Source organism: Fibrobacter sp. UWB11, assembly GCF_900143015.1.
In the GTDB taxonomy this organism is placed as follows: domain Bacteria; phylum Fibrobacterota; class Fibrobacteria; order Fibrobacterales; family Fibrobacteraceae; genus Fibrobacter.
Genome location: NZ_FSRT01000001.1, coordinates 1,610,927 through 1,637,469, shown reverse-complemented (window position 1 = coordinate 1,637,469; position 26,543 = coordinate 1,610,927). Strand labels below are relative to the sequence as shown.

At 49.6% G+C, this 26,543-nt stretch carries 21 protein-coding genes; 12 read left to right on the top strand and 9 right to left on the bottom strand.

Translation table 11 applies throughout. The features are described 5' to 3' along the window. Positions 1-138 precede the first annotated feature (138 nt). From yfcE to BUQ91_RS06825, 7 genes are all read right to left on the bottom strand, one after another. Positions 139-801 carry a phosphodiesterase gene (gene yfcE, locus BUQ91_RS06855; RefSeq protein WP_074208632.1) on the bottom strand — a complete coding sequence of 221 codons (663 nt, stop codon included), beginning with the start codon at positions 799-801 and terminating at the stop codon, positions 139-141. Between the two features lie 8 nt (positions 802-809). Further along, entirely contained in the window at positions 810-4,619 is a 3,810-nt protein-coding gene (locus BUQ91_RS06850; RefSeq protein ID WP_074208631.1) for a transglutaminase domain-containing protein, read from the bottom strand. 148 nt (positions 4,620-4,767) lie between these two features. Continuing rightward, entirely contained in the window at positions 4,768-5,175 is a 408-nt protein-coding gene (locus BUQ91_RS06845; RefSeq protein ID WP_254842271.1) for a YraN family protein, read from the bottom strand. 174 nt (positions 5,176-5,349) lie between these two features. After that, on the bottom strand, positions 5,350-6,858 hold the full coding sequence (locus BUQ91_RS06840; protein ID WP_074208629.1) for a serine/threonine-protein kinase: 1,509 nt from the start codon (positions 6,856-6,858) through the stop codon (positions 5,350-5,352). Then, positions 6,855-8,942 carry an ATP-binding cassette domain-containing protein gene (locus tag BUQ91_RS06835; protein WP_074208628.1) on the bottom strand — a complete coding sequence of 696 codons (2,088 nt, stop codon included), beginning with the start codon at positions 8,940-8,942 and terminating at the stop codon, positions 6,855-6,857. Before BUQ91_RS06835 ends, BUQ91_RS06840 begins: the two co-directional genes overlap by 4 nt. Positions 8,943-8,954: 12 nt before the next feature. Next, positions 8,955-10,145, bottom strand: coding sequence for a pyridoxal phosphate-dependent aminotransferase (locus BUQ91_RS06830; RefSeq protein WP_072827116.1), 1,191 nt, complete (start codon positions 10,143-10,145; stop codon positions 8,955-8,957). Then, entirely contained in the window at positions 10,142-12,562 is a 2,421-nt protein-coding gene (locus BUQ91_RS06825; RefSeq protein WP_074208627.1) for an MMPL family transporter, read from the bottom strand. The genes BUQ91_RS06830 and BUQ91_RS06825 overlap by 4 nt, the downstream gene beginning before the upstream one ends. Before the next feature lie 29 nt (positions 12,563-12,591). Here BUQ91_RS06825 and BUQ91_RS06820 point away from each other — a divergent pair, with 29 nt between their 5' ends. The 8 genes from BUQ91_RS06820 to BUQ91_RS06790 all read left to right on the top strand — a co-directional run bounded on the left by BUQ91_RS06820 (position 12,592) and on the right by BUQ91_RS06790 (position 20,586). After that, positions 12,592-14,043, top strand: coding sequence for a BamA/TamA family outer membrane protein (locus tag BUQ91_RS06820; protein ID WP_072827118.1), 1,452 nt, complete (start codon positions 12,592-12,594; stop codon positions 14,041-14,043). A gap of 156 nt (positions 14,044-14,199) precedes the next feature. After that, a complete protein-coding gene (locus BUQ91_RS06815; RefSeq protein ID WP_072827119.1) occupies positions 14,200-14,868 on the top strand; it encodes a hypothetical protein in 669 nt (222 codons plus the stop codon). A gap of 17 nt (positions 14,869-14,885) precedes the next feature. Next, positions 14,886-15,962 (top strand): TIGR04133 family radical SAM/SPASM protein, encoded by a 1,077-nt coding sequence (locus tag BUQ91_RS06810; protein ID WP_074208626.1) that lies wholly within the window; start codon positions 14,886-14,888, stop codon positions 15,960-15,962. Between the two features lie 25 nt (positions 15,963-15,987). Then, positions 15,988-17,085: an exo-beta-N-acetylmuramidase NamZ family protein gene (locus BUQ91_RS06805; RefSeq protein WP_074208625.1), complete on the top strand. Its 1,098-nt coding sequence runs from the start codon at positions 15,988-15,990 to the stop codon at positions 17,083-17,085. Between the two features lie 53 nt (positions 17,086-17,138). Further along, complete coding sequence (locus BUQ91_RS06800) at positions 17,139-18,218, top strand: ABC transporter permease (RefSeq protein WP_074208624.1); 1,080 nt, start codon at positions 17,139-17,141, stop codon at positions 18,216-18,218. Beyond that, a complete protein-coding gene (locus BUQ91_RS15680; RefSeq protein ID WP_175566612.1) occupies positions 18,211-18,372 on the top strand; it encodes a hypothetical protein in 162 nt (53 codons plus the stop codon). The genes BUQ91_RS06800 and BUQ91_RS15680 overlap by 8 nt, the downstream gene beginning before the upstream one ends. After that, positions 18,365-19,543, top strand: coding sequence for an ABC transporter ATP-binding protein (locus BUQ91_RS06795; protein WP_083601167.1), 1,179 nt, complete (start codon positions 18,365-18,367; stop codon positions 19,541-19,543). The genes BUQ91_RS15680 and BUQ91_RS06795 overlap by 8 nt, the downstream gene beginning before the upstream one ends. A gap of 101 nt (positions 19,544-19,644) precedes the next feature. After that, complete coding sequence (locus BUQ91_RS06790; protein WP_074208622.1) at positions 19,645-20,586, top strand: FISUMP domain-containing protein; 942 nt, start codon at positions 19,645-19,647, stop codon at positions 20,584-20,586. A gap of 49 nt (positions 20,587-20,635) precedes the next feature. On the opposite strand, the gene BUQ91_RS06785 is transcribed toward BUQ91_RS06790, so the two are convergent. Beyond that, positions 20,636-21,325 (bottom strand): NAD-dependent deacylase, encoded by a 690-nt coding sequence (locus BUQ91_RS06785; protein WP_074208621.1) that lies wholly within the window; start codon positions 21,323-21,325, stop codon positions 20,636-20,638. A gap of 9 nt (positions 21,326-21,334) precedes the next feature. Next, positions 21,335-22,708 (bottom strand): M20/M25/M40 family metallo-hydrolase, encoded by a 1,374-nt coding sequence (locus tag BUQ91_RS06780; RefSeq protein ID WP_074208620.1) that lies wholly within the window; start codon positions 22,706-22,708, stop codon positions 21,335-21,337. 118 nt (positions 22,709-22,826) lie between these two features. On the opposite strand from BUQ91_RS06780, the gene BUQ91_RS06775 reads away from it, so the two are divergent. The 4 genes from BUQ91_RS06775 to gap all read left to right on the top strand — a co-directional run bounded on the left by BUQ91_RS06775 (position 22,827) and on the right by gap (position 26,516). Next, the gene (locus BUQ91_RS06775) at positions 22,827-24,002 is read left to right on the top strand and encodes a beta/alpha barrel domain-containing protein (RefSeq protein ID WP_074208619.1); all 1,176 of its coding nucleotides are present in this window, start codon (positions 22,827-22,829) and stop codon (positions 24,000-24,002) included. 9 nt (positions 24,003-24,011) lie between these two features. Continuing rightward, positions 24,012-24,569, top strand: coding sequence for a hypothetical protein (locus BUQ91_RS06770; RefSeq protein ID WP_074208618.1), 558 nt, complete (start codon positions 24,012-24,014; stop codon positions 24,567-24,569). 9 nt (positions 24,570-24,578) lie between these two features. Beyond that, complete coding sequence (locus tag BUQ91_RS06765) at positions 24,579-25,346, top strand: thioredoxin-like domain-containing protein (protein WP_074208617.1); 768 nt, start codon at positions 24,579-24,581, stop codon at positions 25,344-25,346. A gap of 165 nt (positions 25,347-25,511) precedes the next feature. Then, positions 25,512-26,516: a type I glyceraldehyde-3-phosphate dehydrogenase gene (gene gap, locus BUQ91_RS06760; protein WP_074208616.1), complete on the top strand. Its 1,005-nt coding sequence runs from the start codon at positions 25,512-25,514 to the stop codon at positions 26,514-26,516. Positions 26,517-26,543 lie beyond the last annotated feature (27 nt).

Sequence of the window (26,543 nt, the reverse complement as noted above, 5' to 3'; positions counted from 1 at the left end):
TCGCCTTGGTTGCTTTTATTCCGGGATCATCTTACACGGTATAAAAGGCGATGCCGGCACTATGGCCGGCATGACAGTAAAAAACATTTCCTTTTTGTTGTCATGCCCGACTTGATCGGGCATCTCCGTTTCGTATTTCTATAAAGTCACGGACTTAATTTCCGAGCCGTCCTGCAGCGTGTGTATGCTGAATTTCGCATGTGCAGGCTCGTTTGCTGTTGCTGGCGTACATTCATAGAATCCGAAGGTCGGTGGATTCCCGCCTTTGGGGAGGCTTGTAGAACCGGGATTGACCATGAGAACATCGCGGAAGTTCTTTTCGAGTTTCCAGACGTGCGTATGGCCGAACAGGTAGGCATCGATTTGCGGCTTTTTATTTGCCTCGGCTTTAGACTGCATTGTCGACTGCGCTGAGGATTGCGCCGCACCCGTAGATTCGATGGCGTTCAGCGCATCTTTCGGGAAACATTCCGGCATAAAGATGTGCCCGTGGCTCAGGAATAAATGGAAACCATTGTCCTCGATGACTTTGTATTCGTTTTCGATAGAAAAATCGAGCATCATCAAATCTACATCGGCATCGCAGTTCCCGCGGACGGCAATTATGCGGTCTTTATAAGGCGCGAGTGCTTCGACGACTTGCATGGGGCCGTGGCCTGCCGGGAGCGGGTTTCTAGGCCCGTGATAAAGCGTGTCGCCAAGCAAGATAATCTTGTCGCAGTTGAACTTATCAAAGAACGTTAATGCTTGCCTTGCAGCCAAGGCTGAACCATGAATGTCAGAGAGTATTAATGCGCGCATTGTGACTCCTACTTCACTGTAATCATCGGGCTCGTTTCGCTCAAGAGGTAATTCCATTCTTCGCGAATCTTTTCGTATTCGGTCGGATCGGCGTAGAGCGCGAACGTAGTCCACTTGATTCCGCTAGAAGCCTTGGACTTCGGCTGTTTTTCAAAACTTACGTAGTCTGGAGTATGGTTGAGCGGTTTTGCTTCGGTGATGGTCACCGAGTGGCCGCTTGCTGTCTTGATGTTCAACTTAAAGCTGAAAATAGTTTCGTGCGGCATACGGATGGGGTGATGGCGCTTTGCAACTTTCGGGAGCTTAAAGAGGCTTCTTTCCCACACGTTCGGGAAGCGTCCCTTGAGTTCGGAACCGCCTTGACCGAAGTAACCCTTGGATAAGTATGTGTTCACGATAATCAGCGGCTTGTTGAACTGTTCAAGGTTTTCGATGCGGATGTTGCCGATGCTTACATCAGGTACGCCTGCGGCGAGGAACTGTTCCAAGAGCTTTTCCTGGTCCTTCACATCGCGACCAAAGAACTTGTTACGGATGGCGCTTGCGAATTTGCCTTGGAGCTGCACGGAATCGCGGAATTCGCATTTGCCGTCTTCGCCGATAAAGAGGTCGTGCTGGATTGCAATTTGATGTTCCTGATTGTCTTCGAGAATCGGGGTGGTTACAACGTGGCTCTGGTCTCCATCGATGACGAGGGCGACTTTGCCTTCCATGTCAAGCGGTACAGGGCGATCGTTTCCGGTCTTGTCGGTAGCATCGACCCAGCGTTCGCTAATCTTACCCTGCTTCGGGATGTAGAGAATCATGTGGTTGAACTGCTGGATGGTCGGCAAGTGCGAGAATCCTTCTTCGGTGAGGTGGATTGCCGTCAGGTAGCTCTTGACGCCGATGGCTTCGAGCATGTCCTTGAGCAAGAGTGCCATGTCCTTGCAGTCGCCGCGGTGTTCCTTGAGGGTTACTTCTGCAGTTTGCGGAATAAGGCTGTGACCGCCGAAACGCACATCGCGGTAACGGATGTCGTGACGGACAAAGTTGATAATAGCCTTGACGGCTTCATCGCCAATCTTGTTGCCGCGCACTTCGAACGCTTGCTCGCGAACCTTGACGGCCTGCTTGAACTGGTGGCTGATGAGGTTCTGGTAATCGTCGCCAACGTCGCGCCATTCTTGCTTACCCGTGAGCATGAGGCCTGCGCCAAAGTCACGGTACACGGGCATGTAAAGTTCCTTGCGGACAATCACGGGATTTTCAATCTTCCATTCAATGCCACCCTTAATGGCGGTCTTTTCGAGCGGACCGTATTCTTCAGTGACAAAGCGTGTTGTGTCGGCGTAAATACGGAAGACGGATTCTCCGACAGGCACTTCGCGGCTACTTTCGTAGTTGGTGTACGGAATCATGCCCTTGTTCTGGAGATTCGTGCGGCTGAATTGCATGTAAATGAAGTCACCCGGAGCAATTTCAGAAAGCGGGAAGTGTGCGGTTTGTGATTCATTGCCACCGCCGATTTCTGTCGCGTAGGTGATGTAGGCTCCGTTGAGTGTAGCCTTCTGCTTGAGTTTCCAATTGCTGTCGTAAACTTCGAGTGCGTTCAGGTAAATGCGGTCAAAGCCCGGCAAGAAGTCGAACGTGAATTCACGATAGATGGCTGCACCGCGCTGGTCCAAGACTTCGAGGAGCATTTCTTCGCTGCGAACCCAATTGGCGCCTTTTTCTGCCTTGAGGGCTTCTTTTTGGTAATGGATTACAGCTGGGAAGTCGCCTTCGACAGCGGTCTGCTTTGCCTGCGGGCGGAGAAGCGTCTTCAAGTCAGCGGTGCGATCTTCGACTGGGGTAATCGGCTTTTGAAGCGTGCGGTTGTCTGCCTTGCCGAGATAAGCCTTGGTTGCAGAAAGGAAACTCTTGGCATCTTCGTTATCCGGGCGGAGGGAGAGAGCCTTGGTGAGAGCCTTTTCTGCTTCGCGGTAGTTACGGCTATAGAAGAGGATTTTGCCGTGCATTGTCCAAATTTTATAGTCGTTCTTTGCCTTGGCGAGCGTTTCTTCGCTGATGGCGCGAGCTTCTTCGTAGCGGCCGAGGAACATGAGAGCGTCCATGAGTGTTTCGCCCAAATCCTTGCTCATGCCAAAACGTCCGCGGACTCCGTACAAAATATCAACTGCTTCGGCGTATTGGTCAAGTCCCATGTAGGTCTTGGCGAGATAGACTCCGAGACGGGAACTGGGCTGTGTGTCAAAGAGGCGCTGCACGACGATGAGGGACTGATGACGTTGTCCGAGGCCCCAAAGTGCATCACTCAGGTTGATGACGTATTCTGGATTGTTGGGGGTGTAGCGGAGGGCGCCTTCGGCACATTCGCGAGCGTGACCATAGTCGAACAGTGCTTCGTACATTTCGCCGAGAATCGAGAGCAATTTGCCATTCTTGCGCACAAGGTCAATTTGGCTTGTAAAGTAGCTGATGCCCGGACCGTAGAGTTCCTTCATTTGGTACACAAATCCGCAGTTGATGAGGTAGAGCGGTTCTTCCGGATCCATCTTGTTGGCGCGTTCAAAGTAGCTGAGGGCCACAAACGGCTGGTCTTCGAGCAAACGGAGAATACCCACTTGGCTCATGACTGCTGCATTAAACTTGTTCTGTTTTTTACGGGCTTCATCATCGCTTGCCATTTTCGGCATGGCGCCAACCTTGAGGCCTTCGACAGCGTTCTTCATCACCGAGACGTATTTCTTTTTATTGATGCCTTGAGTCCATGTCGCGATGAGGATGCCGCGGCCATTGTCGTAGAAGAATCGACCGGTGTAGTAGAAGTCGAAGTTGTTGACAACGCGGGTGAGGGTAAATTCCTGAGCGTAGCGGTCACCGACCTTGACTCGCTGAACTTCAATGGACGGATCGTTCATTGAAAGTCCGAGGCGGCTGAGGAGAACCTTGAACATGTCTTGCTGGCTGACTTCTTCGCTTGGGACGATGGCTCCATACACGAACAAGGAAATATCTTCTTTCTTGTTGCTGAGCACTAAATCGGGGTCTTCGTTCTGCTTGGCGACTCCGGTCCAGTTGTGCCAAAGCGTATCCTTGGTGCTCCAGGAATAGCCGAGGTCTGCGCTAGAGTATTGCGTGATGCGTTCGTCAGAAAGTTCCGAGACTGCTTCCTTTACAACGTCCTTGAGTTTGAATGTTGCGAAGAATTCTTTCCATTCTTGCTTGAGGGCGCCTGCCGTAAGCTGAACATCGTTGGCGGAGAGCGTGAGCGTAAAGACTTTGTTACCGGCACCGATGACGAGACCGACAGCTTCGTAAGGCGTGTCGTAGCGCTTGCCTGCAACATCGAAGAATGCGCCGGTGGTGCCGAATGCTTCTTCGGGATAAGTCTCGGCAAGCGATGCTTTTTTGCCGCTCGATTCAAAGGACTGCATTTCGATTTGGGCGCGGTCCATGAGTCGCAACGGTTCGCCCTCGGGGAGTGTTACTTCGACGAGAACAGCGCGGCGGCCTGTTTGCGGGTTATAGAATTCATAGGGGGCGTTATCCTCGCCACCGATGATTGTCCAACCATTGTCGGGTGCGGTGAATGTATAGCCGCTTGTTTCGATGGTGCCGCCGGTTGCTCTCGGGGCGACTGGTTCTTCGGATGTGTAATCCGTTTCCGAGGATTCATCATCGTAATAGGAACCATCGGTGTTGCCCGAAACTTCGTTCGTGGGCGTGGTGTTTACATCGGGTGTGTTACCGGCGCAAGAAAACAGGAAAAAAAGCCCGAATGCAACAGTCAAGCGGGCGAGGGAACTCTTTTTATTTACAAACGAATAACGCATAATAAACTTCGCAGGTGAAATGTTTAACACCTTAATTTTAGAAAATTAGGGGGTGCAAAAAGTAGTGTTTTGCGATACAAATGAGAATAATCTGAAAATAGGTTGTTATGTTTCTTAGTGTTTACAAAGTCTGTGCGAAAGCTGCGTTTTAAACAGTCGGAATGACTTGTGAACCTTCGAACGCGTTCTTGTAATGGGCAAATTGGAGCGGTTGTTGGTAAGCGCGGGCGCTCAGAACATCAAAGCGGCATGGCTCATCAAATCCTTTGGGTGCAATCTCTTTTTGCGTTGCCAAAAAATGGCAGGCCGTGTGCCAAATTTTCTTTTGCTTGAGCACATTCACGCGGGCTGCGGGATTTCCCTGTTGATTGTTCCATACGGATTTGACTTCGACAAATACGAGGGTGGAGCCATCACGGGCTACAATATCGAGCTCTCCGCCGTGGTAAGCATAATTGCGGGCCACGACTTCATAGCCTTCGCGCATCAAGAATGCGACTGCTTGAGTCTCGATAAAATTACCCTTGGATTTGTTCTGTGATTTCTTCGAAATCATTTGCTCCCCTTTTAATTTCATAGATCCTTCGACTCCACTTCGTTTCGCTCAGGATGACACTGTTGGTCTTTATTACGTCATTCTGAGGGCGAAGCCTGAAGAATCCAGTTAAGTTTTGATTTGCAATATTAGAATTTTACTGGATCCTTCGCGTTGCTCAGGATGACGGAGAATTTATTTCACTTCCATGCCTAATAGGCGGATTTCCGAAATTGCATAGTCGTCGTTATCTGCTTCGTAAACATCGTCGAGGTAGAACCGGAGTTCGGTTGTTTCGACTGTTTGAATGTTCGGGTATTGCATTCCCTTGATGTTTTCGAGATGGAGGCGCTGCTTAAAGCCATCCTTTGTTTCAACGGTGATTGTGCGGGGCTTTTTGAAAATGCGGAAACGGTCACCGAAGGCGTCGTCGATGGACTTTTGGTAGCCAATGGCAATGCCGATATTCGTAATGAGAGTGTTCTTGTCAAAGTACATGGCAAGTACAGGATTCAATGGCTTTAATGGCATTTTATTGAGCCATGCGGTGGAAAGGTCTCCATCGGTCAGGTTCGATAGCGGGTAGCCTTTCGAATTTTCAGGCTCGATTGCTCTAGTCTCGTGATTGCCTAGAATTTCGCTCCATTCGAGTTCGTGCAGTGTGTTCATGGGCTTGTGCGTGAACATAAGCAACATGAGCAAAATAACGATAATCGGGAAGAGTACCGAGAAAGCCACGATGATAAGTTTGTGCGGAGCCAGGTTGCGTCCGAAGTTTATTGCCGATTCTACAATGGAGGGGGCAACGCGACGCTGCGATCCCGTTTTGCGAGCAATGGAGGCGTTCTGGTGAGGCGTATCGTGCTGCGGGAATACTTGGTCACATTCGTCCAAAAATTCCTGCATGTCGTGGAAGCGTTCGTTGAGCTTTTTCTTTAAGCACTTGAGGATAAGTTCTGAAAGACCTTCCGGGATGTCTTCGCGGAAAAGTTCTGGAGCTGGAGGCGGTTCCTGCACATGCTTGAGCGCAATTTCCACAGGGCGACTGCCTTCGAACGGCAAGCGTCCGCAAGTCATTTCGTAAAGGATTACGCCCATGCTGTAAATGTCGGACTGGAGCGTGACTTCGTCACCGTGGCACTGTTCTGGCGACATATATTCGGGCGTGCCCATCGTCATGCCGGTGCGGGTGAGACGTTCCTTTTCCATCTCCTGGATGTACGAAATGCCAAAGTCCATGATGTAGACGCGGTTATCGCGCGTGAGCATAATGTTCGAGGGTTTCACGTCGCGGTGGACGATGCCCTTGCTGTGCGCGTAAAGGAGACCGCGTGCAATTTGCTTGATGATGACTTCAATGGCCTCAAACGAAAGTTTGCTCTTGTTTTGCAAAATTTCGGCAAGCGAAATACCTTGCACGTAAGTCATCGAAATAAAGAGCTGGTTGCCCTGCTGACCAAAGTCGAACACGTGAACAATGTTCTGGTGGTCGAGTTCCTTCATGGCCTGCGCTTCGAGATAGAAACGCTTGATAGCTTCGACATCGGAGGTCGAGTCGAGAATCTTGAAGGCTACTTCGCGGTTTAGCCTTTTATCGAGAGCCTTGTAGACATAGCCCATTCCACCTTTGCCGAGCGTTCCCAATAGTTCGTAGTTTTCGTTAAAGGGGTACGGAAAATTTAGCGGTTGTTCTGGACGTATCATCTTGGCTTCTTTAATTTGTGTAGTAAAATTGCAGTTACAATATAGAAACTAAGAGCGATGGCGATGGCAAAAATCGCATTAAAAATGTCGTCTTTTCGTTCTAGTAAAATGTTGAGGAGCGACGCTTGGTTGTAACGTGACCAGATGACGCTGGAAAGCGCGCGGCCAATGGGCTGCATTTGGTCGAGTGGCACGAGGGCTCCGGCGAGGGCAACTTGCGGGATGATGAGTAGCGGCAAGAAGGCGTTCGCTTGGCTCGTGTTCTTGGCGAGTGTACTCGTGAATAGCCCGACGGTGGTTGCGGGGATGGCGATGCAGGCGAAAATGCTAGCGATAAGCGCAATATTTGGGGTGGGGGTAATGCGGGTACTGATAAACGCATAGACAATGGCTGTCTGTATCAGCGTAAAAAATACAGGAAGCGTGCATTTTGCTGTTAGTGTCGAGATTGCCGAAACGCCACGGCGGAACTTGTCGCGGAGAATGTCTTTCTCCTGCACGATTTCGCGGATGGAAAGAGAGAGCGCAAACCAGTTGGCACAAAGGATAATTGCAAAAGCGACAGTCCAAAGGGAGGATTGGTCGGAGAATATCTGCGAAAGCAAAAATCCGATAATCGCAGGTTGCACAAAAAGCGCTGCAATGCGGCCCTTGTCGCGGAACCACTGCTTGGCGGTGATGTACACGGTGTAAGCAAAATTGCGGGGGAGCTTGGTGCGTTCAAAGAAGTACTTGGATTCTTTCTTTTTGACGTTGCTCGAATTTTCGGTAGCTCGCGACGCGGCTTGAGATGCACGCCACTCGGCGGATTTGCTTTGCGTGATGCTTGTGAGGAGCGCTTGCGGGTCGGTCGTGTTGAAATGCGTGTATGCGGCCTGAATGGTTCCGTAGAACGCTTCTTCGCCTTGGTGCAGTACGAGAACTTTATTTGCAATCTGCAAGGCCTCGTAGCTGTGCGTGGTGAGGATTATCGTATGGCCGAGGAACGCGAGCTGCTTCAAGTGCGTGCAAAGGATTCTTGAATTGTACGGATCAAGACCCGACAGCGGTTCGTCGAGGATAACGAGGCCTGGGCTTCCCATGAGCTCGCGCGCGAGGGCTACGCGGCGCATTTCGCCGCCGCTGAGCGTTTTCACGAGGTTCTGCCGGCGGTTGCTCAGCCCGAAAAGTTCGCAGAACTTTTCTAGCCTCGCGCGTGCATCTTGCTTGAAGTTCCGAACGTCCATCGACGACCTAGCACCGTCGAGAATAGTTTCCTCGACGGTCAGCTCCGGGCGGAGCGGCGGGTCTTGCGGCAGAATTGCAATGCGTCTGCGAATCTCGCTTTTGCGGTAATCGACACCGCCGATGCGCACAATGCTTTGCTTGTCGCAACTGTTGATGCCTTGAATCATCTTTAAAAGTGAAGACTTGCCTTGTCCGGAACGCCCGATAATCGCAAGAATCTCGCCTGCGGGGAGTTCGAAATCAATCCCTTTTAGTAATTGCTTTTTGCCGGCAAAGACATTCACGTTTTGCGCGAAAACATCAAAGCCTGTTGCTGAAGCCTCGATGAGCAAGTTGTTGTTGCGAAAAACAATTACGGCTGATTCAAAGCGGCATGCATCGCCGTTTGCAATTGTAATCGTGCGCGTGCGTTTGCCGCTTTCGTCTACAATTGCTTTTGCAAATTTGATTTCGGCATGTTTTTCGCGGGCGTAGCTAGAAGCGCGGGCTTTGCCGATTCCCGGTATTTCGACTTCTCTCCATTCGGCCGAAAGAGGAATCGTTTGCATGTTGCTTTCGGTTTCTCGCTCCATCACGAGAAGCGTAAGGTCACTTCCGCGGAGCGTCGCTCGCAACTGCCTCGGTCCGATGAGAATCACGTCGCCATCGTTAATGGCGGCGGTTTTTACATCTTTCCCGTTCAGCATGGTAATGCTGTTTTGGGATAAATTCTGCAAATTCCATTTGCCGTCGGTAAAGTTCAGAACCGCATGATACCTCGAAACCATCAGGTTATCGAATTGCAAAAGGTTATCCGATTTGCGCCCGATGGTAAATGGTTTCGAAGGGTCTGGATTGACGAGACGGAATGGAAACATCGCGTTTTCCCGTTATTGTAATTCTTTCACGAACGCTTCAAAACGGTCGCAAGCTTTTGCGAGATTTTCGTCGCTTGCGGCGTACGAGAATCGAACGCAAGTGTCGTCGCCAAAAGCGGCGCCTGGTACAATTGCAAGGCCCTTGCTTTCCAAAAGTGCGCTGCAAAAATCAATCGAGCCTGCAATCACCTTGCCATCCGGTGTCTTTTTGCCGTAGTAATCGCTCACGGGGGCAAATAGGTAGAATGCACCTTCGGGTGCGCGCGGCTTGGTCGAGAGGAACGATGTACGTTCGAGCATGTAGGCTCTGCGTTTGCGGAAAGCTGCCTGCATGGCGTGCACATTGCTCTTGTCCATGTTTAGCGCACCGAGTGCTGCATACTGTGCAACATTGCTCGGATGGTGCGTGGCCTGTCCCTGGATTTTGCCGATAATCTTTGCAATCGGAGCGGGGGCGGCATCGTAACCGATTCGCCAGCCGGTCATGCAATGTGATTTCGAAAAGCCGTTAATCACGATGGTGCGTTCTGCCATTCCCGGGAAAACTGCGGCGCTCGTAAATTCCGTATCGTAGACAAAGTATTCATAAACTTCGTCCGAGATGCAGTAAATGTCCTGTGCGACAATTTCTTTGGCGAGCGCTTCGAGTTCGCTCTTGCTGTAAACAGCGCCAGTCGGGTTGCACGGGTTGTTCAAAAGAATCGCCTTCGTGCGCGGCGTGCAAGCCTTGCGCAAATCTTCGGCGTCAATCTTGAAATTCTTTTCGATGCCTGCTTCAACAAACACTGGCGTACCGCCGAGCCATTTCACAAGTTCCGGATAGGTAACCCAGTACGGAGCGGGGATGATTACTTCGTCGCCCGGATTAATCAAGGCGGCGAGTGCATTGAACACGGCGTGCTTTGCACCGCTAGTCATGATGATTTGCGATGCATCGTAATGGAGACCGTTTTCTTCTTCCAATTTCTTTGCAACGGCCTTGCGCACGTCCAAAATCCCGACGGGTGCGGTATAGCGTGTCTTGCCTGCGCGGATAGCTTCGATTGCTGCATCTTGAATGGGGGTCGGAGTTCCAAAATCGGGTTCGCCTGCGCCTAAACTTACGACGTCCTTGCCGTCTGCGATCATCTGTTTTGCCATCGTGTCGATGGCGACGGTGAGCGATGCTGCGATATTTTGTGTTCTATCGGAAAGCGATTTCATTTTTTAGCTTCCTTTTTTTTCTTCTGTCTCAGACGGTATTGGTCGAGCGATCCAGCGATGAGGGGGAAAATGGTGAATTGGGAGATGAATATGCAGATAAGGCCTGTCAACGAGACGTAACCCATGCTGCGAAGCCCCGGATGGGAAGAAACGAGCATGCCGTAAGTACCGATGAAGGCTGCCATCTGCGAGAGGAAAATCGTAAAGAACTTGTCCCTAAGAATCGTGAGCGCGGTCCCTTTTTGCTTCTCGTAATAAGCGGTGAAGAACTGGAGGGATCCATCGATGCTTGCGCCAATCAAGATAGGGAAGGTGAGTGCGCTGTATGCCGAAATTTGCACGTCAAACGCGTTGAGGGCAGCCAAGAACCAGCTTGCAGCAAATACAGACGGGAGTGCGGTAAACAAGGCGCGGCTAAAGCGGTTGTAATAAACGAGCATGAACAGGAACACGAGTACTCCGCCTGCTTGTAATGGCCTGCGAATATGGTTCGTGATTCGGTCTAAGAATATGGCGCGGGTGATGGGGATTCCTGCAATGAGGTATGTCCCGTTTTGAATACCCTTAATTTGGTGAAGCTCATTGTATAGCTTTGTAATTTCGCTGCCGTAGTTTTCTTGAATGTCCGTGAAAACGAAGGCAAACCTGCCTTGGGTTCCTTGCTTATCGCGGAATTTCTTGGCGATGTATTCGGGCGGTTCAAATTCGTCACCTTCGTCGAATTCGAGCGCCTGTTCCACTTTTTCAAGATTTTCCAGTTCGCTCTTGGAAAGCGCTTCGCGGAATTCCTTGGTTACTGTGTTGTGCAGTTGGCGAAGTTTTTCCATTTTGCGTTGTTGCAAGTTTGGGGAAAACTGTGCCAGCGTAAATATGGAATTGACTGTTGAAATGGATCCATTTTCCTTGAGCTTGTTAAATTGTTCTAATAGCAATTCGCTCTCGGATTTGTCCGGAAGCATGATGATGATGGGGGTCTTGTTCAAGAATCCCGTTTCTGCAATCAATGAATCGATGACAGGATCTTTATAATTGATTTCTGTTGCCGAAAAATCGTTACGGATATGGATTCTAGTTCCGCCGATGTAAAGCCCGACAAGGCTTGCTGTAATGATAATCGAAAAAATGATCCAGTTTACACGATTGGAAAGCATCGAAATTCTGTATTCCGAATGAATTTGCGCATGCCTAATCGAGAAAGGTTTTTTGCGTTGAGTCACTTGCAAGAGGGCGGTAGAGAAAAGCAATGTGATGGCCCAGTTCAAGATGCACCCTGTGGAACCGAGAACGCCAAGTTCTTGAAGCCCCGGCAGAGGAATCAAGATGAGACATGCAAACAAGGCGGCAAATGCAAAACTGGAAACAGCGGTCGAAGGCCCAATGCCAAGAAGTGCGCTTTCGATGCAAAGTTGCGGGCTCAAGTTCTGTTCGCGTTCCAAGAAGTAACGGTTAAGAACGTGGTTGATGATTTGCAAAGCCTGCCCTGGGAGAACAATCGCAAGCAAAAGTGTAAACAGGTTGATGCGTCCGTAAAAAATGTAGGAGCATGCGAGCGTCGTAACGATAGGCGTTGCAATCGGCAATGCCGAAATAAAAATAAGTTGCGGCTGCCTAAAGAAATGCAAGATGAGAAGTAAAATAATTAGGACTGCGGTGACGATGCCCACCATCTTCGCTTCGGGCAAGAGGCGTCTTCCGGTCTGGATGGATTCGTAAACTTTTCCCGCAAAATGGACACGTAAATCGCTTGGCTTGCTTTCTTTTTCTAGTTGCGTCTTGACGTCAGAAAGCAAGTTACGGTTTGCCTGCAAATCCGAAATAGAATGGGTCGGATAGATCTCTACAATGCGGATGGTTCCGGTCTTGTTGGAATGGCTTACGGCGAGCTTGTCGAAATATTTCTTTTCGAGGTCGCTCAAGAGTTGTTCGCGCTGTTCCGATGTCGTTTGCGTGATGGAATCTATCGCGCTTTTGAGGTCTATGAACAGCGGATTGTTCTTCATGATGTAGCTATGCTTGAGTTCTTCAATGCGGTGCACCATGATATCGATATCGTTTTCGCTCGCGTACAAGAACTTGTTCTTCTTGTAAAAATCAATATCGGTCTCGAAATCTGCAAAATGCACCGAAGGGTTTTGCTGCATTTTTTGCGCGAGGTCTTTTGCGATGTGGTAATTCGCAACTGAATCCTCGGATTGCAGAATGACGATGAGGCTCCCGAGCCCGCCGAATTCGTCCTCAATTTTTTGGACGTTGCTGGGTTCACGCGCACTTGTAATGGTATCTTGCAATTGCAAGTCCCAACGTAAATGCGAGATAGGGTAAATGCTTAAAAGTCCTATCGTGAGGAAAATCGTAAGGATTATCTTAGGATAGGTTGCTAATTTTTTGATAATTTTTGCAAAGAGTGAAAACATCATCCTTAATATAACTATATATTAAAGGGAAAATGAAACGTTTGGTGACATTACTGGTGCTTGTAGGTGTGCTGTGTTTTCCAGCGCATGCGAAGAAGGCGCGCGAAGCCGTGCAAGATACTTCTTCAAGTTCCATGTCGTTCCTTGATGTTGTTTCGTGGCCCTTTATCCATGTTATCCAGCCTGTTTTTGGAATGTTGGTCTATCCGTTGGCGGCCCCTTTGCACTATGCAATCGATAATGGTGTTGCTGACAAGGCGGTGGACCTCATTACGTTCGGTGAAAATCGTAATATCTTGATTTATCCGGTGTTTAACCTCAAGCCGGGGAGTTCCACGATGATCGGTATGTGCTACCGCCACAGGAATCTTTTCCAGCAAGGGGATTATGGGGTATTTGAAGGCCATTATTATGCGAATAGCGATTTGGATGTGAAACTGCGCTACTCGAAACAGTCGCTTTTCGGTAAAAAACTGTATGGTGTCATGAGTTTTAACCTTTACATGGATCGTGACAATGGTTTTATTTTACCGGGTTCCAAGGAATCGTTTAAGCAGGCTGACACGACGTATAATTTTAGCGGTCAACTGGGGTTCCCGATTACGGAATCTAGAAACTTGAACTTGAGTATAGGTTCGGAGTTTATTTACCATAAAGCCGATTTTACGGATACGAAGGATTCTGTGCTGGATGACCCGAAATACCCGATTGTGGATCGCGGTCTGTATCAAAGTCACTTTGAAATACCGTTCTATGTGAACTTGGTGTTTGATAACCTGGATTTCCCATTTGCTCCGTCACGGGGACAGCGTCTAAGTATAAAGGCCTCGTATGTGCTGACGGGCAAGTATGGAGGAATCAATGCTAAAGATTTGACTTTGGCTGATTTGGACCGTTCTGAAGCAATTAAAGATGGCGGCAAGAACCATGACTATGTGAGTGTCGATGCCTTTTACCAGATATATTTCTTCATTGGACGGGCGGACCAGTATGTGCTTTCGGCAAAAGAGGGCCGCAAGACGAGAAAATTCTATACGGACTTTTCTTTGAATGAAGTGCTACGTGTGTGGCGCCCTGAAAATTTGGTCGAAACACTTTTTGAACATCGTGTGCTTGCTTTCCAGTTCCGCTTCCAGGGAATGTGGGAAATGGAAAAGGGCGGCGCTCCGTATTCGGCATTCCCGACTTTGAATGCGAGATTCCCGTTGCGCGGCTATACGGATGCATGGATGAGTCCGTTCGTGCTTGGGCTTTCTGCAGAATACCGTTGGCCGGTGGACCGACTTGTCGATGGCGTCGTGTTTAACGAATACGCTATGATTAGTGATAAGATAAATGGTTGGTCAAAGGACAATCTTTACAATTCGTGGGGATTTGGTGTCCGCGTTCGCAAACCGGATATGTATCTGTTCCGCGTGCAGTTTGCTTTCCACAGTTGGCATGGCTTGAGCCTTGTATTGACGATTGCTCCGGAATTCAAGTAAAAAAGGCCTATATAATACATCCGTGGAAATTTTTTGCTTTTTGGGGCATTTTTTGACAAAAAAAACGTTCTGAAGAGGTCTATCCACAATTGAAAACGCATGCTTGTTTGTTTATATTAATGATGTGGTTGAATGGCTTTTGAAGGAGGCTGCAAAATGTATAAACACTGGAGAAAATTTCTACTTGCTTTGACGGCGTTCTTTTGGAATGCTTGCGATAACACCGCATCGCCTGTGGCTCCTGTCATCCAGGATTCTAGTTCAAGTACAACCAATGGCCAAAATTTGAGCTCGTCTGTAGAAAATGCAAGTTCAAGCTCGGTTGCCGAAACTCAGTCTTCAAGTTCTTCGGATGTTCAGTCTAGTTCTTCGGAAGCACAGTTGAGTTCCTCTGCTGAATCATCGAGTTCCGTAGAATCCTCAAGTTCCTCTCCGATTGCCGAAAGCTCCAGTGGCGGAATAGAAGTCGTGCCTTTGTACGGTGTTTATATGGATAAGGAAACTTGCACGGCTCATAAAGACGACAAAGTTTATGAATGTACCGATGGGGTGACGTGCGTTGAATCTACGGCTGATGCCGAAGATGTTCCTGCAACGAGCGATCCGACTGAAGTTACTGCAAAATATGGTGTAGTTTACAAGCCCGTGGTTACGGCCAAATATGGTGTTGTTTATATAAAAGATAAAGTTTATACATGCAGTGATGGCAAGGTTTACAACGAAGCTGAATTTCAGGCTCATTATAATACCCTTATAATTGATGAGACTGTTGTTCTTTATGGCCCTCCTTGCGCGTTTGACGGCTCTTGCGGAAAAGATAAATAATTCGGAATTGATTCCGTATGCATCTCGGTTTTAAGAAGTTTCTTGCGCTTGAAGCGCATCGCCTTTATCGTCATAGCCAAATCAAGGCTCATCCGCTGACATACCTTTTTTGGGAATGTACGCTGCGTTGCAATTTACATTGCCTGCATTGCGGGAGCGACTGCGTTGCTGAAGCGATTCCGGACATGCCACGCGAAGATTTTATGCGCGTCTTGGATGGTGTTGCTCCTCATGTCGATCCTAACAATTTTATTGTGGTGATTACTGGCGGTGAACCATTGATGCGTGCCGATCTCGAAGAAATCGGCAAAGAAATCAAGTCGCGCGGATATCCTTGGGGAATGGTGACGAATGGACTTGCTTTAAATCCGGAACGTTATACGAAACTCATGAATGCCGGATTGCGCGCGTTGACGATTAGCCTTGATGGCCTTGAAGAAAATCATAATCATTTCCGCGGCAATGCGCATAGCTTCGAACGTGCGGTTCGTGCCATCAACATGGCTGCGCATACGGACGGCATTACGTTTGACGTGATGACTTGCGTGAATCGCAAGAACCTTAAGGAATTGCCCAAAATTTATAACTTGCTTTTAAATCTGGGCGTCAAGCGTTGGCGCGTTTCGAATGTCTTTGCAAAAGGTCGTGCAAAAGACAATCCGCTATTCCAACTTACGAATCAGGAATTTCGTCAAGTCTTTGAATTTATCCGTGAAGCCAAAAAGCAAAATCTCATGAATGTGAACTACGATTGCGAAGGCTTTCTCGGCAGTTACGAAAAGGCCGTTCGCGATAATCCGTTCTTTTGCTGGGCGGGCGTCAATATTGCGTCGGTGCTGTGCGATGGAAGCATTTCGGCATGCCCGAGCTTGCGTGGGGATTACATTCAAGGGAATATCTACAAGGATGACTTGTGGGATGTATGGCAGAACCGCTATCAGGTGATGCGTGACCGCAAATGGGCTAGAATTGGCGAATGCAAAACTTGCAAGTATTGGCGCTATTGCGAGGGCTCCAGCCTGCATTTGCGTGACGAGCGGACAAAAGAACTTGCATATTGCCATGTGAAACGGCTTGAAGCGGCTGGCGTTTAAAGGTGGTTTTACTACCTTTAAAAACATGGTTACGTTAGCTCTTTCTCATTTTGAAAAAAGTTTTCCGGCAGCGCTTCGTGGTAAGCGCCTGGGTGCGGTTCTCCATCCGGCTTCGGTCTGTGCCGATTTGAGTTATACGCTTGACTTGCTCAAGGATTTGGACGGCAAGCTCTTTAAGCTTTCGGCTTTGTTTGGCCCGCAGCACGGCATCAAGGGGCATACGCAAGACAACATGATTGAATGGGAAGGCTACGAAGACCCGGAATTGCATATTCCGGTTTACAGCCTTTATGGTGAACATCGCGAACCGACCGCAGAAATGCTTTCGCACGTGGATGCGATGCTTGTCGATTTGCAGGATGTGGGCGCGCGTTATTACACGTTCATCTGGACGCTCTTCCTTTGCATGAAGGCCTGCGAAAAGGCGGGAATCCCGGTGGTCGTGGTGGACCGTCCGAATCCGATCAACTGCGTAGACGAAGAAGGCCCGGTGCTCGACCTCAATTACACGAGCTTTGTAGGCTTGCATAGCATCCGCACTCGCCATGCAAAAACGATTGGCGAACTTGCCGAACAGTTCAAGGCCGAACGATTCCCGAAGTGCGAACTTTACGTGATGCATATGGATGGTTACGATAAGCGCATGTGGTTTGACGAAACGGGACTCCCGTGGATTTTGCCGAGCCCGAACATGCCTACGCTCGATACTGCAATTGTGTATCCGGGCATGTGTTTGTTCGAAGCGACCAACGTGAGCGAAGGTCGCGGCACAACGCGCCCGTTTGAAATCTTTGGCGCTCCGTTTATTGATGCGGTTAAGCTTTGCAAGTACATGAACGGGCTCAAGCTCCCGGGCGTGTATTTCCGCGAAAACTACTTCCAGCCGACGTTCCACAAGGGCGCGGGGCAGATTTGTGGCGGTGCGCAGATTCACGTGACTGACCGCAATTCGTTCCGCAGTTTTGAAATGGCGGTGAAGTTGTTGCAGTATATTTTCAACGAATACCCGAAGGATTTTGCGTGGAAGCAGCCTCCGTACGAGTACGAATTCCACAAGCTGCCGATTGATATTTTGCTTGGAAACGGAACGTTCCGCAAGGAATTTATCGAGTCGAGTATTTAATGCTTGCCGCTGTCGGGACTGCCGCAAAAAATGTGCCGAACCTTGTTTAATCTATGAAACTTAGACTTTCGACAGAAACTTTGAATCGCCTGAAGCGCTTCCGCAAGAACAAGCGCGCCTTTTGGTCGCTTGTGATTTTGGTGGTGGCGTACTTGCTTTCGCTCACGAGTCCGTGGACGGTAAATGATGAACCGTTCTATTTGCGTTATAACGGCAAGAGTTATTTCCCGGCGTTTGCGCGTTACAGCGAAGCGGACTTTGGTGGCGAATACAAGACGGAACAGGATTACGCAAAGCTTTTTGCAGATGTCGCAGAATGTAAGCAGGACGAAGAAGACGGATTCCCGCGTGCTGGAGGCTGCCCCGAGATGTGGACGCTTATGCCGCCAGTGCCGCACGATCCGCTGAAGGCGGATCTGAGCGAGGAGGGAACCCCTCCATTTGCGCCAAGCGCAAAGCACTGGCTCGGCACGGACAGCAATGGGCGCGATGTTCTTTCGCGCTTGATTCACGGGTTCCGCATTTGCATCAGCTTTAGTTTGCTCTTGACCGTGCTCGGAACTTTCCTTGGCATTGTTATTGGCGGCATCCAAGGCTATCTCGGAAAGTTCTGGGATACGGGCATGCAACGTATGATCGAGATTTGGTCGTCGCTTCCGATGCTTTACGTGGTGATTCTCATCGGCAGTATTTACGGCCGCAGTTTCTGGCTTTTGATTCTCATCATGGCGGCGTTCAACTGGCTTTCGCTCAGCTACTACATGCGCGCGGAATTCTTGAAGCTCCGCAGCATGACGTACGTGATGTCCGCAAAGGTTCTTGGGCTTGGCCATCGCCATATCTTTTTCAAGGAAATCCTGCCGAACGCGATGACGCCCGTGGTGACGCTTTTCCCGTTCACGTTGATTGGTGGAATCGGAAGCCTCACGTCGCTCGACTTCTTGGGTTTTGGACTCCAGCCGCCTACGCCGAGCTGGGGCGAACTCATGAGCCAGGGGCTCAACAACCTCTATGCTCCGTGGATTTCCGTGAGCACGGTCGCCGCTCTGTTTGTGACGCTTTTGCTCACGACATTCGTCGGCGAAGGCGTGAGGGATGCAATGGACCCGAAGTCGGGGGATAGATATGTTTAATGCAATACGACTGAATGGTCCATGCCAAGCTGGAACGGCTCGTATTGACGAACCGTGGAAGCGCGGAGCAATCGACTTCAGAAGTTCTGGTAGCGTTATTAAGTCGATTGCGGAGTCGTCAACCGACCCGAAGTCGGGAGATAGATATGTCTAATCCTGTTTTAAGCGTTAAAGATGTTTCAGTGGCGTTCGGGTTTGACAAGAACGGCAACTCGCGTGATGACAAACAGCCGTTGCAAGTGACGGATCGCGTCTCGTTCGACATTTTCCCGGGCGAATTTTTTGCGCTGGTGGGCGAGTCCGGTTGCGGAAAGAGCGTGACCGCGATGAGCATTTTGCGCTTGTTGCCGTGGCCAAGCGCAAAAATTGTGAACGGCGAGATTTTGTTTGATGTGGGGGCGAATGATACGCAGGCTCAAGATGCCCACGACTTGGTGAAGCTCCCGCTCAAAGACTTGCAATCCGTTCGCGGTTCCGAAATTGCTTGCATTTTCCAGGAACCGATGCAAGCGCTGAACCCCGTCGTCACTATAAAAAAACAACTTCTCGAAGTCTTTAAATATTCCAGTCAAAAGCCATCATGGACCCTATCGCGTTCGCTCCAGGGTGACAACGAAAAGACGAGTTCTGTTCAAGAATCTACATCATTGCCGCAACGACGTTTTACAAGCATGTCATTCTGGAGGCCGAAGGCCGATAGAATCCAAGATGAAACGTCTGATCCTCTCGCGATTATTCGCGAGCAGCTCCGTCTTGCCGGTTTCACTGATCCTGATCGTGTTCTGAATTCTTACCCGCACGAACTTTCGGGTGGCATGCTCCAGCGCGTTTGCATCGTGATGGCTCTTTTGCCAAAGCCCAAATTGATTATTGCCGATGAGCCGACAACGGCCTTGGATGTGACTGTGCAGGCTCAAGTTCTCGCCGTCCTCAAGGAAATGGCCGAGAAAACGGGAACCGCAGTTCTCCTTATTACGCACAACATGGGCATCGTTTCGCAGTACGCTCACCGTGTTGCCGTGATGTATGCCGGCCGCATAGTCGAAGAAGGTCCTGTCCGCGAAGTCATTAACCACCCACTCCATCCTTACACGCAAGGATTGCTGGCTGCTATTCCCGAAAGCCACAGCGACCTGCGTACGCTTGTTTCGATTCCAGGCTCCGTGCCGCATCCGAAGGACTTTGTGAAGGGTTGCCGATTTGCGGACCGTTGCTGCAAATGCGCTCAGGCTTCAGCCGATGTTCGCGAAAAATGCCTTTCCGCCGAACTCCCGACGAAAATTGCCGAAGCGGACCATTTCGCTTATTGCTTTTGCGCCAAGTAACTCCGCCTTGCAATCGTTTTTTGCATAAGTTTTACATCCCTTTCATTTTCGTTTTTTAATATTATCATTGAAAATACGAGAATCTTTTCGGGGAGAACGTTATGTTCTGTAAAGAGTGTCATAAGAATCTAAAGGATTTTGATGCTTTAATCGATAAAATGGAAAATTGCCCGTTCTGCGGGGCCAAATTAGTTCGCCCTCCGGTCAAGGTGGCGCAAAAAGATGTCAAGACTTTGTGTGATGCTCTTGTACAAAAAGTCGGTGATTCCATTTTTGCAAACGAATCGACTTTGGAAAAAGAACTGCGTGATTTGAATGCTCCCGAATTTGCTGATGCCAAGGACCGTTTGTTCTTGCTTGTTTTAAAGCAAATTCCATCAAGCATGTACGAAGTCAAAAGTTTTTCGGATGGCGAACAGCAAGAAGTGTTGGAAGCTTGCCAAAGACGTCTTTGCGTGGATTTAGGACTCTCTTTTGAACCTTGTGCGCAAATGCTCGATATCTTGCAAGAGTACATTTGGCAAAAAAGATTCTCGCTTTCTCCGAATCTTTACGAATCGCAGTTTATCGACCCTCGCGATGGTCAGGTCTATAAGACCGTGAGGATTGGTAACCAAGTGTGGATGAAGGAACCCTTGAAGTACAAGTGCGTTGGGTATGCCGGTGAAGGTGTGTATGAATGGAATGCGGTGAACAAGTATTGTGCTGTAAGGGGCTGGCGCGTTCCCAAGAAAAAAGATTTTGAAATATTGACTCAGACGGCAGCAAGTTTGGGCTGTGGTGATCCGTCGAGTGTGCTCATGTCCCGCAAGGGCTGGGAAAAGTGCAGCGTGACTCCGACCGATAACCTTGGTTTTGAAGCGACTCCAGTTAAAAGTAATACGGGAATCAGCAATAATTACTTTAGCCATTTTTGGACTGCCGAAGATAAATTCTGCTTTGAAATTTTCCCTGGGCGAGTAACGTTCAGCACACATTCGCAATCGTATGTGCGCTTGATCAAGGACGATACTCCGGAAACAAAAACACCAGAAAAGAAATAAAAAGTGCGCGGGTTGTCCCGCGCATTTTTCGTGCATTTCGAGCGCAATTCTATTTGAATTCTTCGCACCATTTGGGCACGACTTCGGTCGCTTTCCCTTGAATGACGACGTCCGTGTACGGATCGCCATAAGGCGCTTCGAGGTTTAAGCAGGTGACCTTCGCACCATACGAGTGTGCAAAACTTTTGAATCCTGCGGCCGGATATACGACGCTACTTGTTCCGATGTAGACAAATTCGTCGCAGTTCATCAAGGCTTCCTGAATCTCGTCCATGTACAAAGGCGTTTCGCCAAAGAACACGATGTCCGGGCGCACGGGGCTATCGCAAATGGGACACTTGGTGTCCATTGTTTCTTCACCTGTGAATTCAAATTCATGCTCGTGCTGGGTGCAACGGAGTTTCATCAAGTCGCCGTGCATGTGCAAAACGCGCTTGCTTCCTCCACGTTCGTGGAGGTCGTCGACATTCTGCGTCACCAGCAAGAATTCGTCGCCGAGGCGCTCTTCGAGCTTGGCAAGCGCGATGTGCGCCGCGTTCGGCTGGTGCTCGGGGAGGCCCTTTCGCAAGAAGTTGTAAAAATCCTTGACGCGTTTCGGATCACGGCGAAGGGCTTCCGGCGTGCAGACGTCCTCGATGTTTTCGTGTTCCCACATGCCGTCGTTTCCGCGGAACGTGCGAAGTCCAGATTCGGCGCTGATTCCAGCGCCAGTCAGTACGACGAGTCTTTTACGTTTCATAGATCCTCCTTACGAAATGGATGCAAAGAAAAGCGCTTCTGCAACGATGCCGCTTTCGAAATCGGGCAGGTAAAGGCTTTCATTTTCGCCGTGGGCATTGCATTCCGGGTCTTCGAGGCCCGTGAGCAAAATTGGGATGTTGCCGAGCGTGTTGCGGAAAAGTTCTGCGCCTGGGATGCTTGCGCCGCAGCCAATGAACTTGGTGGGGGAGGCGTAAGCGTCCGCCATGGCTTCGCTCATCTTTTTAAAGAACGGGTGATTCGTGTCGGTCGTGAACGGATTGGCACCGTCTTCCTTGTCGATGGTGATTTCCATGTTGTTCGGAACTTGGGATTTGAGGAAGTCGGCGAGCATGTCGGTGCATTTTGCAGCATCCATGCCGGGAGCAAGGCGAATGCCGATGCGGGCGTAAGCGCTGTCTTGCAAAACGTTTCCGGCGTTCACGCGGGAGCCGGATTCAATTGTGCTTACGATGATGCTCGGGCGGCGCCACAACGAAAGTAGAATTTCTTCTTCGGGCACGTTCAACTTTACTTGTTCAAGAACGCCGCCGTCGTTGCGGAAAATTTCTTCGGTCATGCCGAGTGACTTGTAAGATTCCAGCTCTTCCTTGGTCGGCGGGACAATGTCGTCTTCGTAATGCGGGATGAGAATCTTGCCGTCCTTGTCGGTAAGGCTTGCGATCATGCGGCAAAGAGCTTGTGCAGGGTCTGGAATCGGGCCGGACCAGGAACCGGAATGGAGCGGGGCCTTTGTTGCGCGAAGCGTTACGTTTATGGCGCTCATGCCGCGGAGCGTCGTCGTGATGGAGGGCGTCCCCTTGGCGAAGTTTCCGAGATCTGCGATAATGACTGCGTCGCTCTTCAAGAGTTCTGCATGTTCCGTGAGAATCCTTTCGAAGCCTGCGCTTCCGGATTCTTCTTCGCCTTCGATAATGAACTTGAGGTTCGGCCCTTTTTCGCCAAGTTCTCGGCGGACCTGTTCAAGGGCAGCGAGATGCACGATGATGCCGGCCTTGTCGTCAGCGGTGCCGCGTCCAAAGAGGCGGTCGCCTTTTTGTGTGGCTTTAAACGGCGGCGTGTCCCACAGAGGTTCTCTCATGGGCGGCTGCACGTCGTGATGTGCGTACAAAAGGATGGTCGGCTTGTCCGGGCTTGTAAGGCTCTCGGCGTAAACGCTGGGGCGCCCGCTTGGCGGCATCAAAAACTGGATGTTCGTGAGTCCTGCTTTTTCAAACATCGCCTTTACGGCGTTCGCGGAGTCCAAAACGTATTTCTGGTCAAAATTGTCAAAACTGATAGATGGAATGGCGACCAAACTTGAAAGCATGTCTATATAGCGTGGCATGTTTTCGTGAATATCTTTCTTGATTTGATTTTGCATAATTTTCTCTCTTTTTATAGAATTATAATTTTTTTCAAAACTCTGCAATGGGTCCTTTATTCGTTATATCAGTCTTGCGGGTGTGTCTTTGATGGCGGATTTTTCTATCTTACTGAATATGAACGATAATTGCATCAACCACGAATATTATATGCGCGTCAGTGACCGCATTTTGGCTCTCATTCGTCGAATTTTCCACAATAATCCAGAATTTCGCCATGATTCCATGAAGCATGTGGCTCGCTTTGCCCCGATTATCCCTCTTATGGGCGGTCGCCCGGACTTGAGCAAGACGCTGAATCGCGTGGTGACGTTTGCTGATGGCTCGAATCCGCTCCATTTCGGGGCTCCGATTGTGCTTGCGGCTGGTGCAAATAAGACTGCTAAGCGTATTTGTGATTATGCAAATATGGGTTTTGGTGGAATTTCTGTGGGTACCGCGACTCGCCATGTGCGCGAAGGAAACACGCACAGACCGCGCATTGGGTTCATCGAAAATGACCGAGCCATCCACAACAGCATGGGCCTCAACAATGATGGTGTCGAGGCAGTGACTCGTCGTACAGATGCTCAGATTGCTGCCGCGCACAGGGCCGGAATGTGCGTGGGCATTTCCGTTGCTGAAACGCCGGGCTTGACCGATGAAAACGAAAAGGTCAAGGATATCATCGAAAGTTTTTCCATTGCATACCGCGTGGCTGATTACATCGAAATCAATGTGAGCTGCCCGAATACGGGGGAAAATCGCCTTGATCTTGACATGTCGTTCATCGACAAGATTTTCTCTGAAATCAAGAATTATCGCGATGCCCAGAGCTATCGCAAGGCGGTTTATGCCAAGCTTAGCCCGGATATGGAAGAGGCTCACACGGCAACGATTATGGATGCGCTTGTAAAGGCGGGAGTCAACGGCGTTGTCATCGGTAACACATATCCGACCAAGAAAATCGAAAATCTCCCGGTCCGCGTCAAGTATAATGAACTGACTCCGCTCCGTGCTGATGGTGATTGCGGTGGCATGTCGGGTCGTCCGCTTTACGAAAACATGGTCAAAAATGTCAAGTTTATCCGTGAACATTATCCGCAGATGAGCGTGATGGCTTGCGGCGGTATTGACCATGGCTACAAAATTTACGATCTTATCAAGCTCGGCGTTGATGCGGTGCAGTGCTATTCTGTAGTGGCTTTCCGCTGGATGGCTGCTCATGCGATGCGCAAGGAACTTCAAGAAGCGCTTTCGAAAGACGGTTTCAAGACTCTCGCCGATTACGATTCCAAAAATCCGAAGGGCTAAAGAAAGCTGATGGTCCGAAGCGTTAAAATATTCTTCGCGGCACTTTTGCTTGCTTGTGTCCAGTCTTTTGCTGGATTCTTTATTGAGCAATCCTACGAAGAAGCTCCTGCAAAGGATTCTCTTGCTTCGCTTTCTTTTGGTGGTGAACTGGAACTTGTTTATTATTTGAGTTCCATACATCCAGGACTTTTGTTGAGTGGTGAATATCGCTTTCATAAACATCATTCGGCGGATTTGTTCGCGGTAGCCTTGTTTTCGGGGGACTACTTTGAGATTGGCGCCGATTGGAGATTCTTTTTCCGTGGTACGCGCGAAGACGATTTTTTGCGCTTGGGCATTTCGTTTATCTCGTTTGAACGTTACGACAAAAGCTATTTCCCGCCACGTTTAACGTTCGGGTATGGTCGCGATATCACGTTTTTTAAGAATGCAAGTTTCTTATGCCGTATAGAACTGGATGCTAGCTATATAATGGGGCGTGCGCTCGTCGAGCACAACGATGATGACTTTTTCGGTCGAGAAGCCCATTTTACAGCGGCTTTGAATATCGGTTTTTACCTGTTTTAGGAGTGTCTCATGTTAAAAATTGTACGTGCTATTAGTATACTCTTGTTGCTTTCGGTTTCTGCTTTTGCGGGGCCGTGGCTTGGGCTTATTTATAAGAAGGATACTTTTGAAAATCACCTGGCGCTTCATGTTTCGGGCGTGCATCCTGAATCGGGGTGCCTTGCTGCGGGCGTTGTCTCGGGCGACTTGGTCATAGGTATTGACGGTAAGGCCTTGGAGAACGTTGCGCAACTCCAGAATGTCATGAAAAAATCGAAGGTCGGTTCGAAAGTCAAAATAGAGATTTTCCGCGATGGAAAACGCATTCCGCTCACGGTGACGCTTACGGAACGCCCGGACGATATTTCTAGCCTCACGGGGTCTGCAATTGGGAGTAAGATAGCGAAGTTTGGTGATAACTTCTATATGAATGCCGAAAAAAGGCAAGAAACTCCGAAGGCAACGCTTTTGGACTTCTGGGCGACTTGGTGCGGCCCCTGCCGCCAAACGCTTCCTGTACTTGAAAAACTGTACAATAAGTATTCTAGCCAAGGGCTCGAAATTATCGGCATTTCGTCTGAACAGACCAAGCCGCTTCTCGCATTCTACAAGAAACAACACGCTTCTCCGTATCCACTGTATCGCGATGCAGACCAGGGACTCTGGCGCCGTTATGGCATCCATGCGGTTCCGACGCTCATGCTCCTTGATTCAAATGGCTATATCAAGCGAGTCTGGAGCGGGGCTCCGAGCTTCGAAATGCTCGAAAAGCTAGTTCTTGAAGTCATGGATAAATAGCGGGGGAGAGGTGGCACGACCTCACATGGCGGTCTTTGGTCTTTTTAGTCGCTTTTTTTTGAGATTATTACTACACAAATAACCCGTTTTTTTGTATCTTTCCAGCCAGCAAAGCTCCACCGTGTAGGTGGGTAGCAATTTCAACAATAAAAAAAGGATCCAATAATGGCTCTCAAACTCGGTATTAATGGTTTCGGTCGTATCGGCCGTATGGTGTTCCGCGCTGCTGTGGAAAACTTCGCAAATGACATCCAGGTTGTCGGTATCAACGACCTCCTCGACGCTGACTACCTCGCATACATGCTGAAGTACGACTCCGTCCACGGTGCTTTCAACCACGACATCAAGGTCGAAGGCAACTTCCTCATCGTCGACGGCAACAAGATCCAGATCTTCGCTGAAAAGGATCCGACCAACATCACTTGGGGCGCTCTTGACGTAGACGTCGTTGTTGAATCCACTGGCTTCTTCCTCACCGAAGAACTCGCTTCTGCTCACCTCAAGGCTGGTGCCAAGAAGGTCATCATGTCTGCTCCGTCCAAGGACGCAACTCCGATGTTCGTCTATGGTGTTAACCACAAGACCTACGCTGGTCAGAAGATCATCTCCAACGCTTCCTGCACCACCAACTGCCTCGCTCCGATCTCCAAGGTTCTCGACGAAAAGTTCGGCATCGTCCGTGGCCTCATGACCACCGTTCACGCTGCAACTGCTACTCAGAAGACCGTTGACGGCCCGTCCAAGAAGGACTGGCGCGGTGGCCGTGGCATCCTCGAAAACATCATCCCGTCTTCTACGGGTGCTGCAAAGGCCGTGGGTAAGGTTCTCCCGCAGCTCAATGGCAAGCTCACTGGTATGTCTATGCGCGTTCCGACTTCTGACGTGTCCGTTGTTGACCTCACTGTCGAACTCAAGAAGGCTTGCACTTACGAAGAAATCTGCGCTGCTATGAAGGAAGCTTCTGAAGGCGAACTCAAGGGCATCCTCGGTTACACCGATGAAGCTGTTGTTTCTACCGACTTCCGTAACTGCCCGAAGACCTCTATCTTCGACGCTAAGGCCGGTATCCAGCTCGACCCGACCTTCGTTAAGGTTGTTTCCTGGTACGATAACGAATGGGGCTACAGCAACAAGGTTTGCGAAATGGCCCGCGTGATCGCTGCTAAGTAAGATTTTTAACTAGTGTTAGTGGTGTGG

Bases quoted from the DNA above. Each gene is read 5' to 3' on its own strand.
- yfcE (WP_074208632.1), bottom strand. From the start codon at position 801: ATGCGCGCATTAATACTCTCTGACATTCATGGTTCAGCCTTGGCTGCA.
- BUQ91_RS06850 (WP_074208631.1), bottom strand. From the start codon at position 4,619: ATGCGTTATTCGTTTGTAAATAAAAAGAGTTCCCTCGCCCGCTTGACT.
- BUQ91_RS06845 (WP_254842271.1), bottom strand. From the start codon at position 5,175: ATGATTTCGAAGAAATCACAGAACAAATCCAAGGGTAATTTTATCGAG.
- BUQ91_RS06840 (WP_074208629.1), bottom strand. From the start codon at position 6,858: ATGATACGTCCAGAACAACCGCTAAATTTTCCGTACCCCTTTAACGAA.
- BUQ91_RS06835 (WP_074208628.1), bottom strand. From the start codon at position 8,942: ATGTTTCCATTCCGTCTCGTCAATCCAGACCCTTCGAAACCATTTACC.
- BUQ91_RS06830 (WP_072827116.1), bottom strand. From the start codon at position 10,145: ATGAAATCGCTTTCCGATAGAACACAAAATATCGCAGCATCGCTCACC.
- BUQ91_RS06825 (WP_074208627.1), bottom strand. From the start codon at position 12,562: ATGATGTTTTCACTCTTTGCAAAAATTATCAAAAAATTAGCAACCTAT.
- BUQ91_RS06820 (WP_072827118.1), top strand. From the start codon at position 12,592: ATGAAACGTTTGGTGACATTACTGGTGCTTGTAGGTGTGCTGTGTTTT.
- BUQ91_RS06815 (WP_072827119.1), top strand. From the start codon at position 14,200: ATGTATAAACACTGGAGAAAATTTCTACTTGCTTTGACGGCGTTCTTT.
- BUQ91_RS06810 (WP_074208626.1), top strand. From the start codon at position 14,886: ATGCATCTCGGTTTTAAGAAGTTTCTTGCGCTTGAAGCGCATCGCCTT.
- BUQ91_RS06805 (WP_074208625.1), top strand. From the start codon at position 15,988: ATGGTTACGTTAGCTCTTTCTCATTTTGAAAAAAGTTTTCCGGCAGCG.
- BUQ91_RS06800 (WP_074208624.1), top strand. From the start codon at position 17,139: ATGAAACTTAGACTTTCGACAGAAACTTTGAATCGCCTGAAGCGCTTC.
- BUQ91_RS15680 (WP_175566612.1), top strand. From the start codon at position 18,211: ATGTTTAATGCAATACGACTGAATGGTCCATGCCAAGCTGGAACGGCT.
- BUQ91_RS06795 (WP_083601167.1), top strand. From the start codon at position 18,365: ATGTCTAATCCTGTTTTAAGCGTTAAAGATGTTTCAGTGGCGTTCGGG.
- BUQ91_RS06790 (WP_074208622.1), top strand. From the start codon at position 19,645: ATGTTCTGTAAAGAGTGTCATAAGAATCTAAAGGATTTTGATGCTTTA.
- BUQ91_RS06785 (WP_074208621.1), bottom strand. From the start codon at position 21,325: ATGAAACGTAAAAGACTCGTCGTACTGACTGGCGCTGGAATCAGCGCC.
- BUQ91_RS06780 (WP_074208620.1), bottom strand. From the start codon at position 22,708: ATGCAAAATCAAATCAAGAAAGATATTCACGAAAACATGCCACGCTAT.
- BUQ91_RS06775 (WP_074208619.1), top strand. From the start codon at position 22,827: ATGAACGATAATTGCATCAACCACGAATATTATATGCGCGTCAGTGAC.
- BUQ91_RS06770 (WP_074208618.1), top strand. From the start codon at position 24,012: ATGGTCCGAAGCGTTAAAATATTCTTCGCGGCACTTTTGCTTGCTTGT.
- BUQ91_RS06765 (WP_074208617.1), top strand. From the start codon at position 24,579: ATGTTAAAAATTGTACGTGCTATTAGTATACTCTTGTTGCTTTCGGTT.
- gap (WP_074208616.1), top strand. From the start codon at position 25,512: ATGGCTCTCAAACTCGGTATTAATGGTTTCGGTCGTATCGGCCGTATG.